The organism is Buttiauxella sp. 3AFRM03 (genome assembly GCF_003675305.1).
GTDB lineage: Bacteria > Pseudomonadota > Gammaproteobacteria > Enterobacterales > Enterobacteriaceae > Buttiauxella > Buttiauxella ferragutiae.
The window spans coordinates 5,022,903-5,041,464 of record NZ_CP033076.1 but is presented as its reverse complement, the minus strand read 5'-3'; the positions used below and the strand labels follow the sequence as shown (position 1 = coordinate 5,041,464).

At 52.1% G+C, this 18,562-nt stretch carries 17 protein-coding genes; 9 read left to right on the top strand and 8 right to left on the bottom strand.

Annotated elements, in window-relative coordinates; genetic code table 11:
- Positions 1 to 156 precede the first annotated feature (156 nt).
- Entirely contained in the window at positions 157 to 915 is a 759-nt protein-coding gene (hutC, locus tag D8682_RS25020) for a histidine utilization repressor (protein WP_064547568.1), read from the top strand.
- Here the strand turns inward: hutC and ves are convergent.
- Positions 906 to 1,451 (bottom strand): environmental stress-induced protein Ves, encoded by a 546-nt coding sequence (gene ves, locus D8682_RS25015; protein WP_064547570.1) that lies wholly within the window; start codon positions 1,449 to 1,451, stop codon positions 906 to 908. The genes hutC and ves overlap by 10 nt on opposite strands.
- Positions 1,451 to 2,815, bottom strand: coding sequence for a formimidoylglutamate deiminase (locus D8682_RS25010; protein WP_121815436.1), 1,365 nt, complete (start codon positions 2,813 to 2,815; stop codon positions 1,451 to 1,453). Before D8682_RS25010 ends, ves begins: the two co-directional genes overlap by 1 nt.
- Before the next feature lie 205 nt (positions 2,816 to 3,020).
- Between D8682_RS25010 and hutI the strand changes: the two genes are divergently transcribed.
- Both hutI and hutG read left to right on the top strand, forming a co-directional pair.
- Entirely contained in the window at positions 3,021 to 4,250 is a 1,230-nt protein-coding gene (gene hutI, locus D8682_RS25005; protein ID WP_121815435.1) for an imidazolonepropionase, read from the top strand.
- Complete coding sequence (hutG, locus tag D8682_RS25000) at positions 4,234 to 5,031, top strand: N-formylglutamate deformylase (RefSeq protein WP_121815434.1); 798 nt, start codon at positions 4,234 to 4,236, stop codon at positions 5,029 to 5,031. The genes hutI and hutG overlap by 17 nt, the downstream gene beginning before the upstream one ends.
- Positions 5,032 to 5,208: 177 nt before the next feature.
- On the opposite strand, the gene spy is transcribed toward hutG, so the two are convergent.
- The 6 genes from spy to D8682_RS24970 all read right to left on the bottom strand — a co-directional run bounded on the left by spy (position 5,209) and on the right by D8682_RS24970 (position 12,044).
- Positions 5,209 to 5,691, bottom strand: coding sequence for an ATP-independent periplasmic protein-refolding chaperone Spy (gene spy, locus D8682_RS24995; RefSeq protein ID WP_064547577.1), 483 nt, complete (start codon positions 5,689 to 5,691; stop codon positions 5,209 to 5,211).
- Positions 5,692 to 6,015: 324 nt separating this feature from the next.
- Positions 6,016 to 6,981: a succinylglutamate desuccinylase gene (gene astE / locus D8682_RS24990; RefSeq protein ID WP_064547579.1), complete on the bottom strand. Its 966-nt coding sequence runs from the start codon at positions 6,979 to 6,981 to the stop codon at positions 6,016 to 6,018.
- An 11-nt stretch (positions 6,982 to 6,992) separates the two neighbouring features.
- Positions 6,993 to 8,321, bottom strand: coding sequence for an N-succinylarginine dihydrolase (astB, locus tag D8682_RS24985; protein WP_121815433.1), 1,329 nt, complete (start codon positions 8,319 to 8,321; stop codon positions 6,993 to 6,995).
- A 2-nt stretch (positions 8,322 to 8,323) separates the two neighbouring features.
- Positions 8,324 to 9,796, bottom strand: a complete 1,473-nt coding sequence (gene astD, locus D8682_RS24980; protein WP_121815432.1) for a succinylglutamate-semialdehyde dehydrogenase — start codon at positions 9,794 to 9,796, stop codon at positions 8,324 to 8,326.
- Positions 9,793 to 10,827: an arginine N-succinyltransferase gene (gene astA / locus D8682_RS24975; RefSeq protein ID WP_064547585.1), complete on the bottom strand. Its 1,035-nt coding sequence runs from the start codon at positions 10,825 to 10,827 to the stop codon at positions 9,793 to 9,795. The genes astD and astA overlap by 4 nt, the downstream gene beginning before the upstream one ends.
- Positions 10,824 to 12,044 carry an aspartate aminotransferase family protein gene (locus D8682_RS24970; RefSeq protein ID WP_064547587.1) on the bottom strand — a complete coding sequence of 407 codons (1,221 nt, stop codon included), beginning with the start codon at positions 12,042 to 12,044 and terminating at the stop codon, positions 10,824 to 10,826. Before D8682_RS24970 ends, astA begins: the two co-directional genes overlap by 4 nt.
- A gap of 530 nt (positions 12,045 to 12,574) precedes the next feature.
- Here D8682_RS24970 and D8682_RS24965 point away from each other — a divergent pair.
- From D8682_RS24965 to D8682_RS24940, 6 genes are all read left to right on the top strand, one after another.
- Positions 12,575 to 13,447 carry a hypothetical protein gene (locus D8682_RS24965; RefSeq protein WP_064547589.1) on the top strand — a complete coding sequence of 291 codons (873 nt, stop codon included), beginning with the start codon at positions 12,575 to 12,577 and terminating at the stop codon, positions 13,445 to 13,447.
- 199 nt (positions 13,448 to 13,646) lie between these two features.
- Entirely contained in the window at positions 13,647 to 14,453 is an 807-nt protein-coding gene (xthA, locus tag D8682_RS24960; protein WP_064547592.1) for an exodeoxyribonuclease III, read from the top strand.
- A gap of 18 nt (positions 14,454 to 14,471) precedes the next feature.
- Complete coding sequence (locus D8682_RS24955) at positions 14,472 to 15,131, top strand: TVP38/TMEM64 family protein (protein WP_121815431.1); 660 nt, start codon at positions 14,472 to 14,474, stop codon at positions 15,129 to 15,131.
- A 10-nt stretch (positions 15,132 to 15,141) separates the two neighbouring features.
- Entirely contained in the window at positions 15,142 to 16,317 is a 1,176-nt protein-coding gene (locus D8682_RS24950; RefSeq protein ID WP_202914363.1) for an ABC transporter substrate-binding protein, read from the top strand.
- A complete protein-coding gene (locus D8682_RS24945; protein WP_121815430.1) occupies positions 16,314 to 17,882 on the top strand; it encodes an ABC transporter permease subunit in 1,569 nt (522 codons plus the stop codon). The genes D8682_RS24950 and D8682_RS24945 overlap by 4 nt, the downstream gene beginning before the upstream one ends.
- A complete protein-coding gene (locus D8682_RS24940) occupies positions 17,882 to 18,505 on the top strand; it encodes an ATP-binding cassette domain-containing protein (RefSeq protein WP_121815429.1) in 624 nt (207 codons plus the stop codon). The genes D8682_RS24945 and D8682_RS24940 overlap by 1 nt, the downstream gene beginning before the upstream one ends.
- Positions 18,506 to 18,562 lie beyond the last annotated feature (57 nt).

Genomic DNA, 18,562 nt, shown 5'->3' with positions numbered 1-18,562 from the left:
ACATCCTGATGGCATCAATTCATATGAACGTATATGGTTGTATAGACAACCTAACGAATAAACCCAAATGACCGCCAGCAGGTAATAGGTAATTTTTATTGAACAGTGAGCGAGATCCCGCTTTCACCGCAAAATACCATTTTTAAGGAACCGTTGATGTCAGATACGCAGCCTCTTGCCCAACTACGCGCCGCTATCAGTGATTTGCCCGCGCCGATTTACTTGCGGGTTAAGCAGGCAATTATTAGCCAGATTCGCAGCGGCAGCTGGCTTGCTCATCAGCGCGTGCCGTCGGAAACTGAGTTGGTGAATGCGCTCAATGTCAGCAGAATGACCATCAATCGCGCGCTTCGCGAGCTGACCGGAGAAGGTTGGCTGGTGCGGATGCAGGGCGTCGGGACGTTTGTGGCCGAGCAAAAAGGCCATACCGCAATGCTGGAAGTGGGCAGCATTGCCGAGGAGATCGCCGCGCGCGGTCACCATTATCGCAATCAGGTCGTGGTACTTGAACAAGTGCAAGCCGATGAAAAACTGGCACACGCCTTTTCAGTGAACATTGGCGAGCCGCTGTTTTATTCGCAACTGGTTCATTACGATAACGATATGGCGGTACAGCTTGAAACGCGGTATGTGAATCCGGCGCTGGCCGCAGATTATTTACAGCAAGATTTCCGCACCATCACCCCGCACCATTATTTGAGCAAGGTTGCGCCGTTAACCTCGGGCGAACATATCGTCGAAGCGGTGCTGGCGGATGAAACACAGCAAGGGCTGCTCGAAGTGACTGCCAGCCAGCCTTGCCTGTTGATTCAACGGCGAACCTGGCACCATTCGCAGGTGGTGACGGTGGCCCGGCTGTTGTATCCGGGCACGCGTTATCAGTTAGTGGGGAGTTTCAGCAGTAGTCAGAGGTAAGTGATTTCGCTAAACAGCAATTTCCCTTCGGTTTTCAGCAAGCGCAAAGTGTGGCGGCCATCTTGCCACCACGCGCCTTGCTCCGGCGTCAGCAGTTTGTCACCCAGTTGCCATTCACCACTCAACACATACACAATGCCGCCACGCGGGGCGAAAGTGGTGAATGTGCGGTCGGCAACGCGCACTTTGGCGCGGCAACGGTCACGATGGGTCATGATATTAAAATCCATCGACATCCCCTGTTTCAGCTCGGCTTTTACGGTGTAATCCCCGGCAAAGGCAAACGGCTGAAAGTGCTTAAGGGTGTGACGAAACGCCTTTCCGGCATCCAGAACGACTTCGCCGCCTTCAAGCAAAGTGATAACACGGTCGACCTGCGGGAATGCCGAAAACTCGCCGCTACTGGCGATTGAAGCGATACTGGCACGCCAGTTGAAATCACGCGTTGCAGGTGGAAAGCAGCAAATTTCTCGGGTTTCTCCGGCCCCGTTTCGCCACAAGCTGACGGGCACTTTCCGTATATCAAAGAATTCCATCACCACTCCTGAAGGGTGCGCATTACCTGGGCAAACTGTGTGTTGCTTTGTTCATCGAGCGGGTGCTGCCGGTCAGAAATTATCTGTTTTCCAGCCACCCACACATCTCTAATTTGGTCGCTGCGTCCAGCAAACAACCAGCGGTTAATCAGCGCGTAATCGGCAATATTTGCCAGCCACGAATCGCGTTCGAGCACTAACCAGTCGGCACGTTGCCCAGTCGCTATCATCCCCATGGTCACCCCGCATGCTTGCGCTCCACCTACTGCCGCCTGGCGCCAGAGCACTTCTCCAACCTGCGGCAGTTCCGGCAACACAATCCGGTTACGGCGGCGGTCGCGCAGACGTTGTGCGTACTCGAGCCAGCGTAATTCTTCCAGCGCATTGACGGAAATATGGCTGTCGGAACCAATTCCCCAATGCCCGCCCTGGGCGATGAAATTCGTCGCCGGGAAGATACCATCGCCGAGATTCGCTTCGGTAGTCGGACACAAGCCCGCCACCGCGCGGCTTTCGACAATTTGGGTCAACTCTTCAGCCGACAAATGCGTGGCGTGAACCAGGCACCAGCGGTCATCGACGGCAAAGCGGTTAAACAGCCATTCCACCGGGCGCTCACCACTCCAGGCCACGCAGTCATTCACTTCTTTTTCTTGCTCGGCAATATGGATATGCACCGGCAAGCGATAGTCGCTCGCTTCCAGGACATCTTCCATTTGCTCTTGCGTCACCGCCCGCAACGAGTGGAAACACAGGCCGTGATTAATATGCGGATAGCGACGTAATGCGGTGCCCAGTGCTTGTTGCTGGCGCAAATAACGGTCGACATCCTGAATAAATCTTTTCTGACCGGGTTGTGGTGGCTGCGCCCCAAAGCCCGCATGGCTATACAGCACCGGCAATAGCGTTTGCCCTATTCCGCTGTTATCGGCAGCAAGCAGCAATTGCTGTAGCATCAAATCACCAGACGCGTACGGTTTTCCGTTAACGTCATGATGTAAATAATGAAATTCAGCGACCTGCGTGTAACCGCCCTTGAGCATATCAATATATAAATGCGTGGCAATCGCACCGACTTGCTCTGGAGATAATTTCTGCACCATGCGGTACATCATGTCGCGCCACGTCCAGAAACTGTCCTGCGGGTCGCCCGCCACTTCAGTCAGCCCGGCCATCACCCGCTGAAAAGCGTGCGAGTGTAAATTTGAAATAGAAGGAATCACCACGCCCGCCAGCAGCGTGGCATTCTCACCAGACGCGCCAACCTCGACATGAGTAATCGTCCCTTGTTCATTGACGCTAATACGCACGTTGTGCCCCCAACCTTGCGGGAGCATGACCACTGGAGCAAAAAATGCTGGCATAGTTTTAATTCCTTCTTTTGCGATGACAATGATTTAGCGATTAATTCATGCCGACGCAATCCAAATTCATCGTTTGCTAAAAAATTGTGTGACGGACAACAAAATGAGCAGTTGTCCGGTGCTTTAGTCGCAACCTGGTTGCTCAACTTAATATGCTGCGCTAGGTTGTAGTCAATTGTCTATACAACCTGACGTGGAGAATGTCATGACCTACCCTCGCATCTGCGACAGCCTGTGGAGTGGCGCATCGCTTGTCACTATGAAAGACGGGCAGTACCACACGATTGAAGACGGTGTCATCGCGGTGCATCAAGGGAAAATCGTCTGGTTGGGTGCACGTCACGAACTCCCTGCCATTAAGGCGCAGGAACATCACCATTTTGATGGCGGGATTCTGACCCCTGGTTTTATTGATTGTCATACCCATCTGGTGTTCGGTGGCGATCGCAGTGCTGAATTTGAAATGCGTTTAAATGGCGTGAGCTATGCAGAAATTGCCGCAAAAGGTGGTGGGATCCTCTCCACGGTGCGCAACACGCGCGAGGCTGGCGAAGATGAACTGCTGAATTCGGCTCGTCATCGTTTGCACCAGCTTTTGCAAGAAGGGGTGACGACAGTCGAAATTAAGTCAGGATATGGGCTGGATATCGACAACGAAATCAAAATGCTGCGCGTGATTCGCAAACTTGGCGAAACATTGCCGGTCGAAGTGTATGCCACTTGTCTTGCTGCACATGCCATTCCACCGGAGTTCAGCGGCGATGGCGACAAATGGGTTGAAGTAGTCTGCGAACAACTTCTGCCGCGAGTCGCCGCCGAAAAGCTGGCGGATGCGGTGGATGCGTTTTGCGAGCATCTGGCTTTTAGCCCCGCGCAAACTGAAACCGTTTTTGCTGCCGCCCGCGCTTTAGGCATGCCGGTAAAACTCCATGCCGAACAACTTTCCGCTCTTGCAGGCAGTAGCCTGGCGGCGCGTTACCAGGCGTTATCTGCCGATCATCTGGAATACGCCACCGAGGCTGACGCACAAGCAATGGCCGCAGCCAATACCGTTGCGGTGCTGTTGCCGGGGGCATTTTATCTGTTGCGGGAAAAACAGCAGCCACCAGTGGCATCATTTCGAAAATATGGCGTGCCGATGGCGGTCGCCAGTGATATGAATCCAGGCACCTCTCCGGCGCTCTCATTACGTTTAATGTTGAATATGGCCTGCACCCTGTTTGGCTTAACGCCTGAAGAAGCGCTGGCGGGTGTGACGTTGCATGCCGCGCAGGCTTTGGGGATTCGTGAAAGCCACGGCAGTCTTGAGTGCGGGAAAGTTGCTAACTTTGTGCACTGGCCCGTGGCGCGTCCTGCAGAACTAGTCTATTGGTTAGGGGGGCAACTGCCCTGCACCGTGATTTATCAGGGAGAGAAACGTGACAGCACCTTTTAATTTCAGCCGAGGGAAACTGCCGATCCTTATCAGCATTCCTCACGCAGGCACGGCTCTAACGCCAGAAGTTGAGTCGGCGTTAAGCGATGCAGCAAAACCATTGCCAGATACCGACTGGCATATCCCAAAACTTTATGACTTCATCCATACGTTGGGCGGCAGCGTGATTAGCGGTAACTATTCGCGCATGGTTATCGATTTAAACCGCCCCGCCGATGATAAACCGCTCTACACCACCGCCACTACCGGGTTGTATCCTGAAACGTTGTTTGATGGAACGCCGGTTTTTATCCCCGGTAAAGAACCCAGCCAGCAGTCGCGCAAAGCAGCGCTGGACAATATCTGGCAGCCTTATCATCTGCAATTACAAAGCGAGCTGGAAAGGATGAAAGCCGAGCATGGCTACGCGCTGTTGTTTGACGCGCATTCTATTGCCAGCCAGATTCCGCGTTTGTTTGAAGGGAAACTACCGGATCTCAATTTCGGGACCAACGGTGGCAAGAGTTGTGATGAGCTGATTGAAGAGCATCTGGTGGCTTGCGCGGCTTCGCAGAAACAGTTTAGCTGGGTGGCGAATGGGCGTTTCAAAGGGGGCTACATTACCCGTGCTTACGGGCAACCCGCTCAAGGGGTCCACGCGGTGCAACTGGAACTGGCGCAGTGCAATTATATGGATGAACAGCCGCCATTCGCATGGCGCGGCGATCGTGCGCAGCAACTGCAACCGTTGCTCGAACAGCTTATTCGTTCGATGTTGAGTAGTGCGCAGCAAATAGCCTGAGTGGCGAGTCGTTAATGGTGGATGACGCTGCGCTTATCCACCCTACAAAAAATTTGAAGATTAAGATATTTACCCTAAATAATTCGAGTTGCAGGACGGGTAAAAAAAAACCGCCGGTTCTGCCCACTGCGATAACGCTTTGTGGACAAAACCGGCGGTCTTAAGTCAATCGATCAGTTATTCCTGATCTGCAGGCATTTTACCTTCATGTTGAGGGCGTTCTGTCAGACGCTTCTCAAAATTGGCATTAAATTGTTTTTTCTGCTCCGGCGTCAGAATGTTGTAGATCTTATTCTGCGCTTCCATATGAGCCATCATGCGAGCTTTGTTCTGTTCAGCCATTTTATCGACTTGCGCCTGTGCTTTGGCTTTATCGAAGCTGTCGCTGGTGATGATGTTGTGCGCCGCACGACGTTCTTCTACTGAAGGACGCTCCATTTTACCGCGCTGTTCTTTCATGATGTCACGCACTTGCTGTTTCTGCGCGTCGGTCAGGTTCAGGTCCTTAAACATCATATCGTGGTTGCCGCCACGCATACCTTTATGGTGCATCATTGGTGCATCCGTTTTGGCCGCCGTGGTGGTGTCAGCTGCATGAGCCAGATTTGCCGCGCCCAGAGCCAGAGTTGAAGCAACAAAGAGAGCTGTTAGTTTACGCATATTGTTTATTCCTGTTCTGATTTCTATTACGACAAGGTTTGCCGCGTTGACGAAATTAAGTCTACGGTGTTCTGCGTCAAGTAATAGTCCGCATCGGTAAAGCATTGCAAGGGTAAAAAACAAATTTGCAGCAATTATGGAGAGAATAAGGATAAAGCAGGCAGGAATTGCAACAGAATATAACAATGCGATGATTTTAAAGGAATTATGAAGAGAGTGTAGCGTAATTAGAATGTTGAATAAAGCATCGAATAAGAATTATCTGCATCTTATTGTCAGCAGGGGTGATTATTTATTGGCCTCAGAATTCGAGGCCAGAAATAATCATATCTCGCGCAGCATTAAACCGGCTCGCAATCCAATTGCCACCTTCGGATTCGGGAATAAAACAAACTCGATATCCTCTTTCACGACATAGCGCGTGTCACCATCTTCAGCCAGCAAAGTGCCTTTTGGGAACCCGGTGAAGTTTTGCGTTTGCGCTGACATATGCAGCACAAAGTCATCGCTCAGGCGCGTGATCTGCTGCGCCACTTTATAACGTAGCGGTTTGCTCTCGGCACAAGGAGATGTTTCACCGCTCAGCAGTGCCTGCAACGCCTGGCGGGTCACTTCAAACTGGCTAAGATCGTTTTCACCAAACGGTTGTGCTTTTCCCAGCTCCAGCGTGCAGCTCTGCGCATTAAAATGCTCGCTACTGAAATGGGTAAATGTGCCGCCCGGTTCCTGATGAAACACCAGCGCTTGCAAACCGGCACAGCCTAACCACGTGAGAAACTCCTCATCGTAAGGCAAAGCGCGCGCCGGTAACACGCCAAAACGCGGGTGGTACGAGCTGCGGATCGCAGTGTGCATATCCAGATGCCAGCAAGTCGTCTCTTCGCACTCGGCCAGAAACAGATCTAACGCATGCTCCAGGCGACAGGCACGCTGCGTTTCCACGCTTTCCGGGAACTGCTGCCAGCCGCCGCCAAACATGCGATTCATATCACTGTGTTGATAACGCTGGTTGCTTCGCAACGCCGCAGGGTTGCCGAGGATCACCAACACCCGCCATTGCAAAGCCATCTTGCCTGCCAGAAGGCTGTCCACTAACTGCGCGAGGATTTCCACCGGTGCAGTTTCGTTACCATGAATGCCCGCCGATAACACCAGCGTTTTTTCCACGCTTTGATGTGGAATAAGGGTCAAAATCCCTTCATCCCACCATTGCCAATGCAGATGAGTATTCTTACCTGCGCTATGAGTTGGCACTTTCCCTGCCAGGGTTTGCGCCAGAAAATCCAACATTGTGCCTCCAGCTATTGCTGAAACGGATAAACAGAACCTAAGTCTAGTATACGCGTCAGTTCATCGAGTGCTTCGCGTCCTTCACGCAGTAATTGCGGATCGGCTAAATCGGCCTGCGTTAACTGGTCACGATACCAGCGATCTCCCCAGTTATTGAGCGTGACAAACAAAGTGTCGTTCATCATGACCGCAGGATTAACCGCTTGTTGCTCGGTATCGTTGAGCACCACGCGTAAGCGTAAACACGCAGGCCCACCGCCATTCGCCATGCTTTCACGCAGATCAAACACTTTCAGTTCACTGATTGGGTTATCTGCCGCCAGCACTTCATTAAGGTAGCGCCACACACCCGCGTGCTGGCGTGACTCTTCCGGCAACACCAACGTCATGCAGCCATCGTCACGGCTGAGCAACTGGCTGTTAAACAGGTAGGTTGCCACCGCATCCGCCACCGATACTTTATCGCCCGGAACTTCAATGGCGCTAAAACCAGGCACTCTTTCACGCAACTGTTGGTAAAGCGCCTCTTGATGCAAAAATGCCTGCTCGTGGCAGAACAGCACCTCGCGATTAGATACCGCTATCACGTCGTTGTGGAAAACGCCCTGGTCGATAACCGCTGGGTTTTGTTGTGCGTAGACTGCTAATTCAGGTTTGACCTGATTCAGGCGCGCCACCGCCAGGCTTGCTTCTAGCGTCTGGCGAGCGGGATAACGTGCCGGAGCCTGTCCGGCTTTGGCCTCTTCCCTGCCGTAAACAAACAGTTGGGTGGATGGCTCACCATACGCACCGCCAAGGCGGTTATGGTTAGCCGCCCCTTCATCGCCAAACATCGCCACTTGCGGCAATGCAGCGTGTACAGAAAAATGCTGCTGGTTACGGAAGATGGCGCGCAGTACGTTTTCAGTAGTGGGCGCTTCACTGGCACGATGGAATTTGTTGTTAAGATTCGCCACTGTGAAATGCACTTTGCCATCTAAGCTGTCCGCCGACGGGCAAACCGTTGCTGCGTTCGCCACCCACATAGATGAAGCAGAACTGACTGCCGATAACAGTTGCGGCGCTTGCTTTGCCACTCGCTCAATAATTTGCGCGTCAGTGCCGCTAAAACCTAACTGGCGCAGCAAAGGAATATTGGGTCTTTCTTGTGGCGCAATCACCCCTTGTGCAAAACCAGCATCCGCCAGCGCTTTCATCTTCAGCAAGCCTTGTTTCGCGGCAAGCTTCGGGTTGGAGACACGGAACTGGTGCTTCGTGGAAGCTTCGTTGCCGAAAGACAGCCCTGCGTAATGGTGGGTCAAGCCCACCAGTCCATCGAAATTAACTTCACGCGCTTTCATGATTATTCCTTACCGCTAAAATCAAGCCCAGGGCTGAGGGTGGCAGGCAGCGGGAATGACGGGCTTTCCAGTGTAGCCATTGGCCACGCGCAGTAATCTGCCGCATACCAGGCGCTGGCACGATGGTTGCCAGATGCACCAACGCCGCCAAAGGGTGCCGCGCTGGAAGCTCCGGTTAACGGTTTATTCCAGTTCACAATCCCGGCTCGCGCTTCCAGTAACAGTTGCTCGAATTGCTCACGATGTGGCGAAATCAACCCGCTCGCCAGCCCATAACGAGTGTCATTGGCCATGGCAATCGCCTGGTCGAAATCGGTATAACGATAAACGGTCAGCAACGGGCCAAACACTTCTTCGTCTGGCACATTGGCGACACCCGTTAGTTCGACAATTCCCGGCGTTAGCAACGAGGTTCCGGCTTTCAGTAGCTTCGGCTCAAGCAACGCTTTGCCGCCGCGCGCGATATGCTCCTGCCAGCCGCTCAGCACGCGTTCAGCGGCCTGAACTGAAATTAGCCCGCCAATAAAGGGTTGCGGTACGGCGTCCCAGGCATCAGGGCGAATACGCGCCGCCACTTCTACCAGACGCTTCAGGAATACATCGCCCTGCGCGCCCTGTTTAACCAGCAAACGGCGCGCACAGGTACAACGCTGCCCGGCGGTGACAAATGCCGACTGAATCACCAGATGAACAGCTCCGTCGATATCCTGAGGATCTTCGACGATCAGCGGATTGTTTCCGCCCATTTCGAGCGCGAGAATTTTCTCCGGCTGCCCGGCAAACTGGCGGTGAAGTTGATAACCGGTATTCGCGCTGCCGGTAAACAACAAACCGTCGAGCGTTGGCTGTTGCGCTAACGCCTGCCCGGTTTCACGCCCGCCCTGCACCAGGTTCAGCACGCCATCCGGCACCCCTGCCTGTTGCCAAAGTTTCATCACCTGTTCGCCAATCAGCGGCGTCAGTTCACTTGGTTTAAAGACAATCGTGTTACCCGCCAACAAACCCGGCACGATATGCCCGTTTGGCAAATGCCCTGGGAAGTTATACGGGCCAAACACCGCTAACACGCCGTGCGGACGGTGGCGTAATGTAGCCGCGCCGTCTGGCATTTCGGTGTGAGTTTCGCCAGTACGCGTGTGGTAAGCCTTAATCGAGATGGCGATTTTGTTGATCATCGCCGTGATTTCGGTGGCCGCTTCCCAGCGCGGTTTGCCGGTTTCCTGAGAAATGGTGACGGTTAATGCTTCTTTGTTGGCCTCAAGCAGCGTGGCAAATTTCTCAACAATTGCCTGACGATGGGAAAACGGGCGTTTCGCCCATGCCGGAAATGCGACACTTGCCGCATCACACGCTTGCCCGACTTGCTGCGCATCCGCCGCAATGCCTTCCCACAGCAACTCGCCATTCACCGGATTATGCTTTTGCAGTGATTCACCCTGCCCGGAAAGCCATTGTCCATTAATCCACTGAGTCATACTTTTTTCTCCTCGGGGCACAAACGCACCAAACGAATCCGATCACCGGAGCTGCATTTCAGGGCATCAGCGGTTTGGGCATCAACAATCAGGCGGTCGCCTTTTGGGTTCGCCTTAATCAACATGGCACGAAAATCATTATATTTTTCATTGGCGACCAGACACATCGGCAGCTCTTCGGTTGCCGGTTGTCCAATCACCAGTTCCACCAGGTGGCTTTTACGAATCGCGCGAACCCTGTCGATGTCGCATTCCAGCGTTGGCCCGCCGTCGAAAATATCCACGTAATTGCGGTAGCGGAAACCTTCCGCTTCGAGAACTGCTCGCGCTGGGGCCGTTTGCGGATGCACTTTACCAATCACCGCCCGTGCTTCGGCCGACAGGAAATCGGTATAAATAGGATGCTTTGGCATTAACTCGGCGATAAACGCTTTCTGCCCGGTGCCGCACAAGTAATCTGCACGGCTAAACTCCATTGAGAAGAAGCGGTTGCCGAGGCTTTCCCAAAACGGTGAATGGCCATGTTCATCAATCACGCCGCGCATCTCAGCGACCACTTTGTCGTTAAAACGATCGCGAAACGCTGCCATAAAGAGGAAGCGCGATTTAGACAGTAAGTAACCGTTGCCCTCTTTGCGCCAGTCAGCATCAAGGAATAACGTGCACAGCTCGCTGCTACCGGTGTGATCATGGCTGAGAAACAGCGTCGGCAACGCGTTGTAAATGTTCAGCTCTTTGGAAGCGTGAACATGCGTGCCAACGTGGTAATTGTACCAGGGGTCGTTTAACCCGACGGCCACTTCAATGGCGCAAATACCTACCACGCGTTCGGTTGAGGAATCTTCCAGGACGAAAACATAGCCCTGTTCGCCTTTTGGCAGGCCACCCTGCCAGGTATGAATGGAGCGTTCGATACGTGCCGACAGCGTTTTTTCATCCGCAGGCAGCGAGGTCAACCCGCCGCCTGTTTTACCCGCCAACGCCAGCAGCCCGGATATATCACCGCGCTCAACCGGACGGATAACCATCATGATTGCTCTCCCGCTAAGAAGCGTTCACAGGCGCGCTCAAAACGATCCAACCCTTGTTGCACTTCGCCTTCGCTGACAATTAATGCCGGTGCAAAACGCACCACATTCGCGCCAGCGATCAGCATCATCAAGCCTTCATTCGCAGCAGCCTGTAAGATAAGTTTAGCTTTTCCGTTGTACTGCGGTTGCAATACGCAGCCAATTAACAACCCCAGACCGCGCACTTCACTGAACAACTGATGCTTCTGGTTAATGTTGTTTAAACGCTCCACAAACCAGGCGTGACGCTGTTTCACGCCATTAAGCACTTCAGGCGTATTGATGATTTCCATTACTCGCCCGGCAACCGCACCCGCCAGCGGGTTACCGCCGTAAGTGGTGCCGTGGGTGCCCACCACCATCACTTTGGCGAATTTATCAGTCGTCAGCATGGCACCGATCGGGAAGCCGCCACCTAATGCTTTGGCGGTTGAAAGCACATCCGGCGTAATGCCGTAGTGCATGTAAGCGTACAGCTCGCCGGTACGGCCCACACCAGTTTGTACTTCATCGAAAATCAGCACTGCGTTGTGACGATCACACAGTTCGCGCAAGCCTTGCAGGAATGTTGGGTCAGCTGGCACCACGCCGCCTTCACCCTGCATCGGTTCCACAATCACTGCGCAGGTATTTTCATTAATCAGTTCACTGGCAGATTGCAGGTCGTTATAAATCGCGTGGCTGATTTGCGGTGGTAACGGGGCAAAATCTTGTGAATAAGCCGGTTGTCCACCAGCGGAAACAGTAAATAGCGTGCGGCCATGGAAGGCATTTTTGAAAGCAACGATGCCGCTTTTCTGCGGGCCAAAGTTGTCATGTGCGTATTTACGCGCCAGCTTTAAAGCCGCTTCGTTGGCTTCAGCGCCGGAGTTGCAGAAGAACACTTTCTCGGCAAAAGTGGCATCAATCAGCTGTTTTGCGAGACGCAAAATCGGCTCGTTAGTGTAGCCATTGCCGGTATGCCAGAATTTTGCCGCCTGTTCTTCCAGCGCTTTGCGCAGTTCAGGATTGGCATGACCGAGAGCGTTCACTGCGATGCCGCCCGCGAAGTCGATGTAATCTTTGCCTTGCTGGTCCCATAACGTCGACCCTTCACCACGTACCGGAATAAAAGAAGCTGGGGCATAAACGGGCATCATCCAATCGTCGAAATTCTGGCGGGTAATTGACTGCGACATAGCGACCTCTTACGGTAAATAAAAAGTTATTTGAATGTTAAATAATTGGGTGTTTGCGCTGTAAATGTAGATTGCACGCTTCGTGCCAGCCAGCGATATAAATGAATAGCACAGAGGTGTGATTGAAAAATCAATGAGTTACAAATACACGCTATTCACATAAAGTGAATAATTAGTGCATAGTTTTATGGCGGTGTATGGATCGCAACACGAAAACAAGAAATATTATGCAGTAGTAAAATTTAATACTGGATTTGTGATCAATGCTGGGGTTTGCACTAAGTTTGTTGCACCAAAAAACCGCATACGCCCTTAAACAGGGCATATCTGCTCCCGGAAGATTTGTCGGGTGAATGAATACAGCCAACGTGCATGAACTTGAAATATGGCGAGTGGTAGGTGTATTCCCATTTTTTTTATGCGTATGTATAATAAAAACCTAAATACCCACCATTATAAATATAACATATATATTATTTATATACATGCCGTAAATATATAAACACTACACATCATTGGATGATGAAATAATGTTAACAAGCAAAGAGATAAAAATCGGAGAGAAACTGTTGCGTATAACACGCAACAGATGGTCAAATAAAGCCAGTGAATATATGCTCAGTCGTGGCTCACTATGGTATAGCAATGAGAGTTATCTGGCACAAAAAATGGTTCACGCACTAAGGGTATCTGCCGGAGTTCGCTTTTCTTCCGCAAGCCATCTCTCTTTAAGTAATTACCATTTTTTACGGGAAATGCTCCACCCATTAAGCAGTCGTGAGAAAGTCTTTTTAAGCTATTTCATGGCTACACCTTTTTATGCTTTGCATGCCACAAACAATAATCGTGTCATTAATGACAAAGGAGATTTAGTCCTTTATTCACGCAAACAACTGATGGCTAAAGGAATCCCCTTCCCCTCAGAAAATAGTCATCCATTAGATGTCCACGGACTGGCAAATACAGACTATGTTTTCTTTTCGCTTGAAGCAGGATGTAGTCTTAAAAAAAACAGAAGCCGTTTTGGTAAAACATTCTTTAAAATTAATTACCAGCACTCACAATTTAGTAACTCATCAATGGTTTTACTTGATCAATTAACACTGGAAACACCGAGTTGTAAAATAAACGATCTCAGTGATTACTGTAAAAGCATGCTCGCCGATCGGGAAATACCCAGGACAGATATATTTTTCCAGGGCAGACAGTTTTCACTGCAAGGGTTAGCTCATTACATTATCGCTACCATTCGCTTATTGCCTGATGAAGATCAAAATATCCTCTTTGGAATGGTTAGCACCAACCAAATGAATAACTTAATCAATAGTTTTTTCCGCCCAGAAATCCGAGTTCCACGCATGGCAGCATTCAAAAAGGGGCAATTTACCGTCTATAAAAACTGATATTTTGTATAAAAATAACATCCCTGTTTTCTTTCCAGTTACAGCATTAGGCATGTAACTGGAATTCCAACAAAATCAATGCCCAAACCACTTGATTCAGCCATCGCGTAAATAATCCAAAGATGTCATCCTGTCCGGCATTTCTATCGATTTTCTGCTACCATCCTGCAACATTGTTAAGTAACCACGGCAGCGACTTATGAAATTCGTCTCTTTTAATATCAACGGCCTGCGCGCCCGTCCGCATCAACTTGAAGCCATTGTTGAACAGCATCAGCCTGACGTTATCGGTTTGCAGGAAACCAAAGTCCATGACGACATGTTCCCGCTCGAAGATGTCGCAAAGCTTGGCTACAACGTCTTTTATCATGGTCAGAAAGGCCATTACGGTGTGGCGCTGCTCACCAAAGAGACACCGATTTCGGTGCGCCGTGGCTTCCCTGGTGACGATGAAGAAGCACAACGCCGCCTGATCATGGCTGAAATCCCTTCGCCATTAGGTAACCTGACGGTGATTAACGGTTACTTCCCGCAGGGCGAAAGCCGCGACCATCCGACCAAATTCCCGGCCAAAGCGAAGTTCTACCAGGATCTGCAAAACTATCTCGACAGTTCTTTGAAGAAAGACAGTCCGGTGCTGATTATGGGTGATGTGAATATCAGCCCAACCGATCTCGACATCGGCATCGGCGAAGAGAATCGCAAACGCTGGTTGCGCACTGGTAAATGTTCCTTCCTGCCGGAAGAACGCGAGTGGATGGACCGCCTGATTAGCTGGGGCCTGGTCGACACCTTCCGTCATGCCAACCCGGATGCACAAGACAAGTTCTCGTGGTTTGATTACCGCTCAAAAGGCTTCGATGACAACCGTGGTCTGCGTATCGACCTGCTGCTGGCAAGCCATCCGCTGGCTGAACGCTGTGTTGCGACCGGCATTGATTACGATATTCGTAGCATGGAAAAACCTTCAGACCACGCACCCGTTTGGGCTGAATTTAAGCTGTAAGGGAAAACACCACATCCGATGCGTAAGTTACTGTTTGCCACGCTGGTTGTGGTTTTTGTCCTGCTCATCTTCTTTTTGCCGCCAGGCAGCCTGGCGGCACTGCAACACTATCAGGCACAGTTTTCTGACTGGCATCAGCAGCACCCGCTACAAACGGCGCTGGCTTTCTTTCTGATTTATGTGCTCGTCACTACCCTTTCAATTCCTGGCGCAACACTCTTAACGCTGTTGGCTGGCTCGCAGTTTGGGCTATTCCAGGGCACCGTACTGGTGGCGCTGGCGGCGACCTGTGGCGCAACGCTTGCCATGCTGATTAGCCGCTATTTATTACGCGCCTGGGTACGCCTTCGTTTCGCCACACCGATGGCTGCAATCAATAGCGGTGTGGAACGCGAAGGCTTGTACTATCTTTTTGCATTACGACTGACGCCCATTTTCCCGTTCTTTCTTATCAATTTGCTGATGGGCCTGACATCGGTCAAAACGCTGGGTTATTTTGCCGTTAGCCTTGTCGGGATGCTGCCGGCGATTGTGGTTTATCTCAATGCTGGCCGCCAATTGAGCCAGTTGCGTAGTCTTAGCGATATTCTTTCACCCGGTATGATGTTGATGTTCGCTCTGCTCGGCTTCCTGCCGCTGTTCTCGCGCTGGATAGTCCGCTTGCTGCGAAAATCATAAGGATCCCATTTTGCGTCTTTTAACGCTTTTGCTGTCGCTGGTTGCGATCGGCTTTTCATGCTTTGCACAGCCTACTGACTGGGATAGCCTGCGCCAGCAGGCAAAAGGCCAGACGGTTTACTTCAACGCCTGGGACGGCGACCCTGCGGTAAACAGCTATCTCGACTGGGTCGCCGGAGAAATGAAGCAACACTATGGCGTGACGCTCAAAGTCGTGCGCCTGGCGGATGCTGCCGACGCGGTAAAACGTATTCAGAGCGAAGACAGCGCAGGGCGCAAAGATAATGGCTCGGTCGATTTGCTGTGGGTGAATGGTGAAAACTTCCATACTCTGAAACAGGCCGGTTTGCTAAAAGATGGCTGGGCGTGGGAATTACCCAACTGGCGCTATGTCGACCAGAAAAAACCAGTACGTGAGGATTTCTCGCAACCGACTGACGGTGCCGAAGCACCGTGGGGCAGCGCTCAATTGATGTTGATCGGCAATGCGCAAACGGGTGTGAAATTCCCGCGCAGTGCACCTGAACTGCTGGCATTTGCCAAAGCGCATCCTGGCAAATTGAGCTACCCCCGCCCACCTGATTTCACTGGCACCGCGTTTATTGAACAACTGCTGATTGTGCTGACTCGAGAGCCGCAAGCGCTGCGCCTGCCGCCTGATCCGGCCACCTTTAAGCAGGTGACTGCGCCACTGTGGGATTATCTCGACCAACTGCATCCGCTATTATGGCGCGGGGGAAAAACCTTCCCACCAACGCCTGCACGCATGGACCGCATGCTGGCGGATGGCGAGCTGTTGATGTCGGTAACGTTTAATCCGGCGCATGTCGATAACCTTATTGACCGCAAACAACTGCCGCATACCGCAAGGGCATTTGGCTTTGCGCAAGGCATGCTGGGCAACGTTCACTTTGTGACGATCCCCGCCAATGCCCGCGCGCAGGCTGGTGCACAAGTGGTGGCTAATTTCCTGATGTCACCGCAAGCGCAAATCCGTAAGGCTAATCCGGCAATTTGGGGCGATACCACCATTCTGGATAGCGCAACGCTGCCCGCACCTTTGGGCGAACAGCTTAATGCCCAAAAACCTGCCCATCTGCAAGCGGTACCGTATCTGCCAGAGCCGCATGCCGCCTGGGTAAACGCGCTGGAAAAAGAGTGGTTACAACGCTACGGGGCGAAATGAGTCTACGTTTATTAGCCTGGTTTGCCGTGGGTTGCGTTTTTGCCCCACTGCTTCCGGGCTTGCTGATGATGGCAAAACCCGCACTGATGCCTGAAATCTGGCAGGCACTATGGGCTGACAACCAATGGTCTGGTGCTTTACTGGCAACACTCAACTCGACGGTGATTAGCGTCGCGGGTTCGCTGGTGTTATGTCTGGTGCTGCTTTGTGGCCTGTGGCCTGGCGCTCGCTGGCGGCGTTATGCCGCGCAACTGCCGCTTTTATTAGCGCTACCGCACGTCGCATTCGCCAGCGGTTTTTTGTTCCTGTTCGCCGATAACGGTTGGCTCGCTCGCTTATGCGGCATCTCATTTCATCTTGATGAATATGGCATGGGTCTGGGTATTTTGCTGGCGCTCAAAGAGAGCTGGTTTTTATTATGGATAGCCAGCACCCAGCTCAATTACCAAACCCTTTCCCAACAGCTCACCGTCGCACGCAGCCTGGGCTATGGCCCGCTACAATGCCGCATTCGCGTGCTGGTTCCGTCATTGTTGCCGCGTCTGAAATGGGCATTACTGGCGGTGGTGGCCTACAGCCTGTCCGTGGTGGATGTGTCCATTATTCTCGGTCCGAACAACCCACCGACGCTGGCGGTACTGGCGTGGCAGTGGTTGAACGATGCCGACCCGCAGCGCGTGGCGATGGGCATGTTGACCTCACTGTTATTAGTCGGGCTGTTAGGTTGTTTTATCGTGTTGGGCTGGATTTTATGGCGCGTGTTTCGCCGCGCAGTCGGGCGTTTTTCAGGTCAAAGACATCTACTTAATATCCAGCCACTGGCATCAAGTTTAGGGTTGGTGATGACGGCAACCTGCATCGCGGCGCTGGCAATGCTGGTTATCTGGTCGATGGCCGAGGGTTGGTTTTATCCTGCTATTTTGCCGGATGGCTGGGCGTTTTCAGGATGGCAAGCGGCTGAGTTGTCGCCATTGGGCACCACGCTGCTACTGGCGCTGGCAAGCAGTTTCACTGGCTTGCTGGTGATTATTCTGTGGCTTGAGGGTGGCAATCCCCGTTTTGATCTGTGGCTAGCGCTACCGCTATTTTTGCCTGCTTTACCGCTGGTCGCCGGGCAATATCGTATGCTGTTAATTTTGCAACAAGACGGCGGCTGGCCCGGTGTTATCTGGAGCCATTTACTGTGGGTTGTGCCGTATATGCTTTTGGTAGCGCGGCCCGCCTGGCAGCAGATAGATCCGCGTCTGGTTATCACCGCCCGCACCTTTGGCTGGTCATCGTGGAAAATTGTCTGTTTGGTTAAATTACCGCTGCTGGCACGCCCTCTTCTGGCGGCGCTAGCGGTCGGGTTTTCAGTCAGCATCGCGCAATATTTACCGACGCTGTACGCGGGGGCTGGGCGTTTTACCACTGTCACCACCCAAACTGTGGCACTGAGCAGCGGTGGCGATCCGCAACAACAGGCGATTCAGGCGTTGTTGCAGATGCTGCTGCCATTCATCATGTTTATCATCACGCTTCAGGTTGGCCGCCTGCTCGGGCGTTTTCGACAAGGATTACGCTAATGCTGTGTGTTCAGGATTGCACCATTACCAGGAATTCCCGCTCGCTGATTCACGCGCTTAATTTCACCGTTTCTGCGGGGGAAGTGCTGACGCTGATGGGACCATCAGGAGCGGGTAAATCAACGTTTTTAAGTTGGATAATTGGCGCATTACCCGCTGAATTTACGGTGACCGGCGAGTTATGGCTAAACCAACAGCGTCGCGATACGCTGCCGACCGAACGGCGAAACATCGGTATTCTGTTTCAGGATGCGCTGTTATTTGACCATCTTAATGTCGGGCAAAATCTGGCAATGGCGATTCCGGCCGCGGTTAAAAGTCGCGAACAACGGCAGCATTGCGTTGAACAAGCGCTGGAAAATGCGCAGTTAGCGGGCTTTTCACGTCGTGACCCGGCGACTCTTTCTGGCGGGGAACATGCACGGATTAGTGTGTTAAGGGCATTGTTAGCGAAGCCAGAAGCTCTGTTGCTCGACGAGCCTTTCTCGCGCCTTGATCAAACCTTGCGCGAGCAATTTCGCCAGTTCGTCTGGCAACAGGTTGAGCAACAAGCTATTCCGGTGGTGCTGGTCACCCATGACCCGCAGGATATTCCGCCTGATGGGCAGATTATTACGCTGTGAATCAAATATGCGGTAACGCAAGGAATCACTCACGTGAATGGCGCAAGATAGCGCCTC

Excerpts from the sequence above, each read along its gene's own strand:
- spy (WP_064547577.1), bottom strand. The coding sequence starts at position 5,691 with ATGCGTAAACTAACAGCTCTCTTTGTTGCTTCAACTCTGGCTCTGGGC.
- astD (WP_121815432.1), bottom strand. The coding sequence starts at position 9,796 with ATGACTCAGTGGATTAATGGACAATGGCTTTCCGGGCAGGGTGAATCA.
- astB (WP_121815433.1), bottom strand. The coding sequence starts at position 8,321 with ATGAAAGCGCGTGAAGTTAATTTCGATGGACTGGTGGGCTTGACCCAC.
- ves (WP_064547570.1), bottom strand. The coding sequence starts at position 1,451 with ATGGAATTCTTTGATATACGGAAAGTGCCCGTCAGCTTGTGGCGAAAC.
- D8682_RS24955 (WP_121815431.1), top strand. The coding sequence starts at position 14,472 with ATGCGTAAGTTACTGTTTGCCACGCTGGTTGTGGTTTTTGTCCTGCTC.
- astE (WP_064547579.1), bottom strand. The coding sequence starts at position 6,981 with ATGTTGGATTTTCTGGCGCAAACCCTGGCAGGGAAAGTGCCAACTCAT.
- D8682_RS24965 (WP_064547589.1), top strand. The coding sequence starts at position 12,575 with ATGTTAACAAGCAAAGAGATAAAAATCGGAGAGAAACTGTTGCGTATA.
- hutC (WP_064547568.1), top strand. The coding sequence starts at position 157 with ATGTCAGATACGCAGCCTCTTGCCCAACTACGCGCCGCTATCAGTGAT.
- hutI (WP_121815435.1), top strand. The coding sequence starts at position 3,021 with ATGACCTACCCTCGCATCTGCGACAGCCTGTGGAGTGGCGCATCGCTT.
- D8682_RS24970 (WP_064547587.1), bottom strand. The coding sequence starts at position 12,044 with ATGTCGCAGTCAATTACCCGCCAGAATTTCGACGATTGGATGATGCCC.
- D8682_RS24945 (WP_121815430.1), top strand. The coding sequence starts at position 16,314 with ATGAGTCTACGTTTATTAGCCTGGTTTGCCGTGGGTTGCGTTTTTGCC.
- D8682_RS25010 (WP_121815436.1), bottom strand. The coding sequence starts at position 2,815 with ATGCCAGCATTTTTTGCTCCAGTGGTCATGCTCCCGCAAGGTTGGGGG.
- xthA (WP_064547592.1), top strand. The coding sequence starts at position 13,647 with ATGAAATTCGTCTCTTTTAATATCAACGGCCTGCGCGCCCGTCCGCAT.
- astA (WP_064547585.1), bottom strand. The coding sequence starts at position 10,827 with ATGATGGTTATCCGTCCGGTTGAGCGCGGTGATATATCCGGGCTGCTG.
- D8682_RS24940 (WP_121815429.1), top strand. The coding sequence starts at position 17,882 with ATGCTGTGTGTTCAGGATTGCACCATTACCAGGAATTCCCGCTCGCTG.